Origin of the sequence: Ureibacillus endophyticus (assembly GCF_003628435.1) — a bacterium.
Classification (GTDB): Bacteria; Bacillota; Bacilli; order Bacillales_A; family Planococcaceae; genus Ureibacillus; species Ureibacillus endophyticus.
Genome location: NZ_RBZN01000078.1, coordinates 1 through 6,943, shown reverse-complemented (window position 1 = coordinate 6,943; position 6,943 = coordinate 1). Strand labels below are relative to the sequence as shown.

Annotated in this window: 6 protein-coding genes and 1 pseudogene; all 7 read left to right on the top strand. The window is 33.5% G+C overall.

Annotation, left to right across the window (positions count from 1 at the left end):
• Positions 1-237: 237 nt before the first annotated feature.
• The 7 genes and pseudogenes from flaG (at position 238) to D8M03_RS18130 (ending at position 6,653) form a co-directional block, all read left to right on the top strand.
• Entirely contained in the window at positions 238-591 is a 354-nt protein-coding gene (flaG, locus tag D8M03_RS16800; protein WP_121215951.1) for a flagellar protein FlaG, read from the top strand.
• Between the two features lie 22 nt (positions 592-613).
• Positions 614-3,226, top strand: a complete 2,613-nt coding sequence (gene fliD / locus D8M03_RS16795) for a flagellar filament capping protein FliD (RefSeq protein ID WP_121215950.1) — start codon at positions 614-616, stop codon at positions 3,224-3,226.
• Between the two features lie 18 nt (positions 3,227-3,244).
• Entirely contained in the window at positions 3,245-3,604 is a 360-nt protein-coding gene (gene fliT, locus D8M03_RS16790; protein WP_121215949.1) for a flagellar protein FliT, read from the top strand.
• A 33-nt stretch (positions 3,605-3,637) separates the two neighbouring features.
• Positions 3,638-4,042, top strand: a complete 405-nt coding sequence (gene fliS, locus D8M03_RS16785) for a flagellar export chaperone FliS (RefSeq protein ID WP_121215948.1) — start codon at positions 3,638-3,640, stop codon at positions 4,040-4,042.
• 550 nt (positions 4,043-4,592) lie between these two features.
• Entirely contained in the window at positions 4,593-4,793 is a 201-nt protein-coding gene (locus D8M03_RS16775) for a hypothetical protein (protein WP_121215946.1), read from the top strand.
• A pseudogene (gene ltrA, locus D8M03_RS16770) lies at positions 4,771-6,034 on the top strand (group II intron reverse transcriptase/maturase). The gene D8M03_RS16775 and the pseudogene ltrA overlap by 23 nt, the downstream one beginning before the upstream one ends.
• A 256-nt stretch (positions 6,035-6,290) precedes the next feature.
• On the top strand, positions 6,291-6,653 hold the full coding sequence (locus D8M03_RS18130; protein WP_121215945.1) for a PilZ domain-containing protein: 363 nt from the start codon (positions 6,291-6,293) through the stop codon (positions 6,651-6,653).
• Positions 6,654-6,943: the final 290 nt, after the last annotated feature.

The window sequence follows — 6,943 nt, the reverse complement described above, 5'->3', positions numbered from 1 at the left end:
TTTTGGATTTGGATCGGTTACTACCTCCAACCATTATAAGGGATTTTTTTATGCATATATGTTGTTACAGAAAATTCAGATTATAATATTGCGCCAAATTATTTTAATGCGACGCTAGTGTTTAAAAATACATAAAATATTACTTATTAATTAGTCTATAGGTTATATAGAACTTAAAAGATTTAGTTAAACTTCCGATAAAAAGAGTAGGACGTTTATTGTTTGGGAGGACAATGTATGCGAATCGAATTAAATACAAATTCAATAGATAAAGTAACTACAACTTCTATAGAATCGCAATCGGTTAATACTGAAAATACATTAGATACACAATCACCTATTCAGACAAATGAACAACAAGAAATATCTAAAGAAAAGCTTCAACAGGTAGTAGATTCGATAAACGAGTTTTTTGAAATCAATCAAAGTGAATTAAAATTTGTTTACCATGAAGGACTTGAAAAATATTTTGTACAATTAGTTAATGCGGAAACAAAAGAGGTAGTAAGAGAAATTCCTTCAAAAAAATTACTAGATGTTTATTATGAAATGCAAAAACTAATTGGAATGATTGTTGACGAAAAGATCTAAGTGAAATATAGGGGGAAATGATATGGCAGCTATGCGAATTGGTGGATTAGCTTCTGGAATGGATATTGATACTCTAGTTGAAAAATTAATGGTAGCAGAAAGAGCGCCTTTAGATAAGCTTGAACAAAAAAAGCAAACGTATGAATGGCAGCGGGATGCTTATCGTGAAGTGAATACTAAATTACAAACTTTAGATACTTATATTGCAGATAATTTAATTTTAAAAAGTTTAATCTCCAAAACAGCAACATCATCAAATTCGGAATATGTAACGGCTACTGCGAGCTCATCAGCTTCTGGAACGCTTTCGATTGAAGGGGTTTCACAGCTAGCTACTGCTGCTCGCTCAATCGGCGATCAAGTCAATGCAGTAAGTACAACAACATTAAAGGAGCTTTTTCAAAATAGTGGTGTTTCTTTACCGGATAGTTATAATATTGCCATTCGTTCTATCCAAAAAGATGGAACTTTAGCGAAAGAAGCGACAAAAATTGAATTCACAGAAAACACTACGGTTAGTGAATTTGTTAGTAAAATAAATAGTAGTGGTGCTGGGGTTAGTGCTGTTTTTGAAAATGGGAAATTGTCTATTACGGCCATGAATACTGGAGACGTACAAGGAGATGCAGAAATTAAAGTTGATTCCGGCATTGAAGTCTTTAAAGCTTTTAAAATAGTAAAGAATGTGGACAATCCTAATAATCTTGCATCGAATGGCAAAAATGCTATTTTTCAAGTCAATGGTATCGCTACTGAGCGTTCTACTAATACATTTTCTATTTCTGGATACTCTGTAACGTTGAAAAAAACTTTTAATGCAGAAAATACATTTAATGAAAAGTTACAAGCAGCGATTAATGAATTTTCATACGCTACTGACAATAAAAACCAAAAGTTAGACATTAGAAATCAAGCAAGAGATGCATATTTTGAAGATGATGAAGATATTACTAAAAAAATATCAGAAAAACATGATGATGCTTATAAATTAGCTTTTGGAAATACATTAAATTTATCCGAACAAGAGATATATAAGAAGTTTGGTTCTAGTTTTTTTGCAATCTCTGAGAATGAAAATTTAACAAATATAGTAAAAAATATATTTGCTGATGGTTCAAAAAATATAGAAGTTATAAGACAAGAAATCAATGACGATTCCAATATACCAGATTCGTTAAAAGAGGAATTACTGAAATTATCCAAAGAAGAACTGCAAACGTTTAGTTCAGATTTTAAAAAATTCAATGCTACAGCAAATTATGAAATTTTCAAAGGAGTCACTGCGGACCAGATTACTGCATTTAAAGATTTAACAATAGATAATGATATGAGTGAAGAGGAAATTAAAACAGCTATAAATGATAATGATACTATTTTGCAAAAAGAAGCACTCTTAAAGTTATCTAAAGAACAACTTATACAATTATATAATATGACCGAAACGGAAATTACAGATTTTCAACAAAAAGCAGATGCAGATAAATTAAAGTCTATCTATAATTCATTTGATAGTAGTTTTTTCAAAGATTTATTCATAGGTCTAGATGAGACAGAAATTAATGAACTTATTGGTTTAGATTTATCAGTTGAAAATCCATTTGAGGGTAAAACACAAAATGTTATTGCTAAATTGGAAAATTTAAGTCCATCACAGTTAAAACAATTAGATAATTTAATGAAATTGACAGGCTTAAATTATAAAGACCAACTTGAAAAGTTCCAATCTCTCGCTGAAAATGATGCGGCAAGATCAAATTGGCAACAAGCAGAAACTGCATATAATGCTGCAGAAACACGTTTAGAAATTGCTCAAGCTAAACTGGATGTAGCTCAAAAGGACTATCAAGATATAATAGATAATGGTGATATCTCAAGTCAGATTAATCCAGTGACTATGGTTTCAACAACCAACGTAGATGAAATTGTTACAAAAATAAAGGATTTTGTAAATACTTACAATACTTTGGTAAAGGAACTGAATAATTTAACAAAAGAAACGAAATATCGTGATTTTCAACCATTAACTTCTTTACAACGAAAAGAAATGGAAGAGAATGAAATTAAGCTTTGGGAAGAAAAGGCGAAAAGTGGACTTTTAAGAGGAGACTCTATTATTCAAAATGGTCTTTCTTCGATGAGAAGTTTAATTTATGAATCAAATCCGGCTGTTGTTAATACGAAATATAATACATTATTTAGTATTGGTATTACTTCTTCTAGTAACTATTTAGAAGGAGGTACTTTAGAAATAGATGAAAACAAATTACGTAAAGCTTTAGAAGAAGATCCTGATGCAGTAGCGACACTGTTCAATAATTCAAATGGCAAAGAAAAGGATACTATTATTGTGAATGGTGTTTCAAAAGAAGCCGATACGCGTGGTTATTTAAAAAAATTACGTGCTTCCTTTGATAAAATCCAAGCTAAGATTGAGGAACGTGCAGGTCGCTCTACCATGAATGATACTCAATTTACTCTTGGAAAATATCTAAAAGATATAAATAACCGTATTGATTCCTGGCAGAAAAAATTAGTAGATATTGAATCTCGTTACTGGAAACAATTCTCTGCTATGGAAACAATGATTAATAAGGCTAATCAGCAATCTACTTCCTTGAGTTCATATTTTGTATAGAATTGGAGACATACCAACATGGATAATGAACAAAAGTTACTCCAACTATCAGCCAAACTTTATAAATTCTTAGAAAGCATTCCAAAGGGAGAGAAGCGGGATGAATTTATTCAGGAAGCTGATCGTCAGTTGGATGAACGTGGGAAAATAATTGAGCTATTAGGTCAAGACGGGTTTCAATTAAACCCACAAAATAAAGTCCATTTGATGTTGATTGAGCTAGATAAAGGAATTCTTGAACGATTGGATACTCTCAAAGAAGAAATAAAAAAGGATATGAAAATATTGCAATCTTCAAAGAAAAATGAAAAGCAATATTTGAATCCTTATTCATCTGTTCGGGTTATGGATGGCATGTACTATGATAAGAAAAAGTAAATAAGAGTTTTCTTTAAAAAAGGAGTGTAATATATGGCTACACCAACTTCAGCCTTTAATGCATACAAACAAAATAGTGTTACAACTGCTTCTCCAGGAGAACTCACACTAATGTTATACAATGGTTGTTTAAAATTCCTAGTAAAAGCTAAAAAAGCAATTGAAGAAAAAAATATACAAGAAAAAAATAATAATCTTCAAAAAGCACAAGCGATTATTCAGGAATTAATGGTGACATTGAAAACTGAACAAGAAGTGGCAAACCAAATGCTTGCTTTATATGACTACATGAACCGTCGCCTTATTGAAGCGAATATTAAAAATGATATAGAAATTATCGATGAAGTAATAGGATTAACAACTGAATTCCGTGATACATGGAAGCAAGTGATTCAAATTACTCGTCAACAACAATATAGTAATACACAACAAGTCTAATAATTTAACCTCTCATTGATATTCAATGGGAGGTTTTTTATAGTGCGCCCGGCATGCGCATGAACTCTAGGGTGCAAGTCCCGAGCCTCGAAGACAGAAGTAGAGGTTAGCCAAGAGCAAGGGTGTCCGTGGTGACGCGGAATCTGAAGGAAGCTGGAGGCAAAACACCGGTCCGAGGAACACGAATCTCATATAAGGCTAGGTATGACTGGATGAGTTTGCTATACAAAACAAAGTCCATTCTGTCGAAGGTCATACCGAGTAAATGAGGCGGATAGATGGTGTGAAAGTGCATGTGCTTACCCGGGGAGATCTGACAGAAACGTGAAGTACCCTTCATAACCTACTTGGTGACAAGTAGCTGAACTGTCAGAAGTCAGCAGAGGTCATAGTACGAATTGGTCTAGAACAATTCGGAAGGACTGAACAACTAAGAGAGAATAGCCCTTGGCTTTCCAATTTGGATGAACGAACACAGAAAACAGAGAAACCTCACGCTTAGAAAGTAGTGGTGAATCCCACGAGGGTATTTGCGGAGGGTGTAGTCCAGTTGGGCAAAAGAAGAAAAAAAAAAAAAAAAAAAAAAAAAAAAAAAAAAAAAAAAAAAAAAAAAAAAAAAAAAAAAAAAAAAAAAAAAAAAAAAAAAAAAAAAAAAAAAAAAAAAAAAAAAAAAAAAAAAAAAAAAAAAAAAAAAAAAAAAAAAGCTATTCACGGAAAGGGACGAAATGGTGATGTTGAATCAAATTCTTGAACGGCAGAACATGATACAAGCATTAAAGCGAGTAGAAGCGAATAAAGGAAGCCATGGAGTAGACATGATGCCCGTACAAACCTTACGTCAGCATATCCTCGAAAATTGGGAGACTATTAAATCGCAGATTCTAGCGGGAACTTATGAACCACAACCGGTACGTCGAGTCGAAATCCCGAAACCAGACGGCGGTGTGCGCTTATTAGGTATTCCAACCGTGACAGACCGTTTGATTCAACAAGCCATATCGCAGATATTATCGAAAGAATATGACAAAACTTTTTCGAATAACAGTTATGGATTCAGACCAAATCGAAGCGCTCATGACGCTATCCGGAAAGCAAAAAGGGTATATAAAAGAAGGATATCGTTGGGTAGTAGATATGGATTTAGAGAAGTTCTTTGATAAAGTCAATCATGACAGACTGATGGCAACATTAGCGAAAAGAATTGAAGATAAATCGCTCTTAAAACTCATCCGTAAATATCTCCAAGCTGGTGTCATGATTAATGGAGTTGTTTCGAGTACAGATGAAGGAACACCACAAGGCGGACCTTTAAGTCCACTTCTTTCAAATATCGTATTAGATGAACTTGATAAAGAATTAGAGAAACGTGGACATAAATTCGTTCGTTACGCAGATGACTGTAACATTTACGTGAAAAGTGAACGTGCAGGAAAGCGCACAATGGCAAGTGTACAGCGATTTATTGAAGGTAAACTTCGATTAAAGGTAAATGAAAACAAATCAGCAGTTGATAGACCTTGGAAACGAAAGTTCTTAGGATTTAGTTTTACCTTTCACAAAGAACCGAAGGTTCGAATTGCGAAAACGAGCCTACAACGAATGAAAAAGAAAATACGAGAAATTACCTCCAGAAAGATGCCATACTCCATGGGATACAGAATCGAGAAGCTAAACCAATATTTAATTGGATGGTGTGGATATTTTGCCTTGGCGGATACACATTCTATCTTTAAAACATTAGATAGTTGGATTAAACGGCGATTACGAATGTGCCTCTGGAAGAATTGGAAGAATCCTCGAACTAGAGTCAGAAATCTCACTCGTCTTAAAGTTCCATTTGGGAAAGCATATGAGTGGGGGAATACCCGAAAAGGGTACTGGCGCATTTCAAAAAGCCCCATATTACACAGAACCCTTGGCAATTCCTACTGGGAAAGCCAAGGGCTGAAAAGTCTGCAAGTTCGTTACGAAACTTTGCGTTATTCATCTTAATTGAACCGCCGTATACGGAACCGTACGTACGGTGGTGTGAGAGGTCGGGAGTTAATCACTCCCTCCTACTCGATTGTATTAACTGTAAAAATTTAGTAAATAATTACTATTCTTATAATAATTAATAAGCTACATAATACACTGTGCAAAAGATTTGATAAATGTTTAAATAATAAATGGTAAAAATTACTTTTTGTTACTTTTCAATACTTGGGGGAAATACTAGAAATTTAGAAGGAAAGAAGCGTTTCGTTTTATTTTTGATCCACCTATAGAAGGAGAATATGAAATTTACCTAAATGGACAATTAGCAAGTCATGAACGATATATCGGGCAAATATTAGATATTAGCCCTCGTGGTATGAAGATTGTTTGTGGACCAGAAATCGAGAGTTTTTTAATGAAAAGCTCTTTGCAGATGAATGTTCGCTTTCTACTGGATGTTACCTACATCCGTGCACTCGGTGATGTGATTTGGAGTCGATCTTTTGGCGATTCCTTTCAATGTGGTCTTAATTTCACGGTACAGAAAGATATAGATGAATTGATTACAAATGAATTAAAACATCGCAGGAGAAAAGAAGTATTGGCAAAAAGGATAAATCATAATATCTCTTAATTTTTATATGAAAATATTCACTTGACGTTTATAGACACAAATTCCACTTCATATTAGGCTACTTGATGACAATATTCTATTGGTGCTAAGTTGCCTAATTTTATTTGATATTAGAGATACTGCTTATATGCTTATTTTTATCCCCTTTCGATTCTGTATTTCTCCTGATTACAAATGCTAATTTAAATATGTACATTCCCGCTTGAATAACAATGTACAAAAATGCTCGGGGTATACATACTGATCTAGAGGTGATTGGAAATGTATATTCAATTAAACGTAGAGACAAC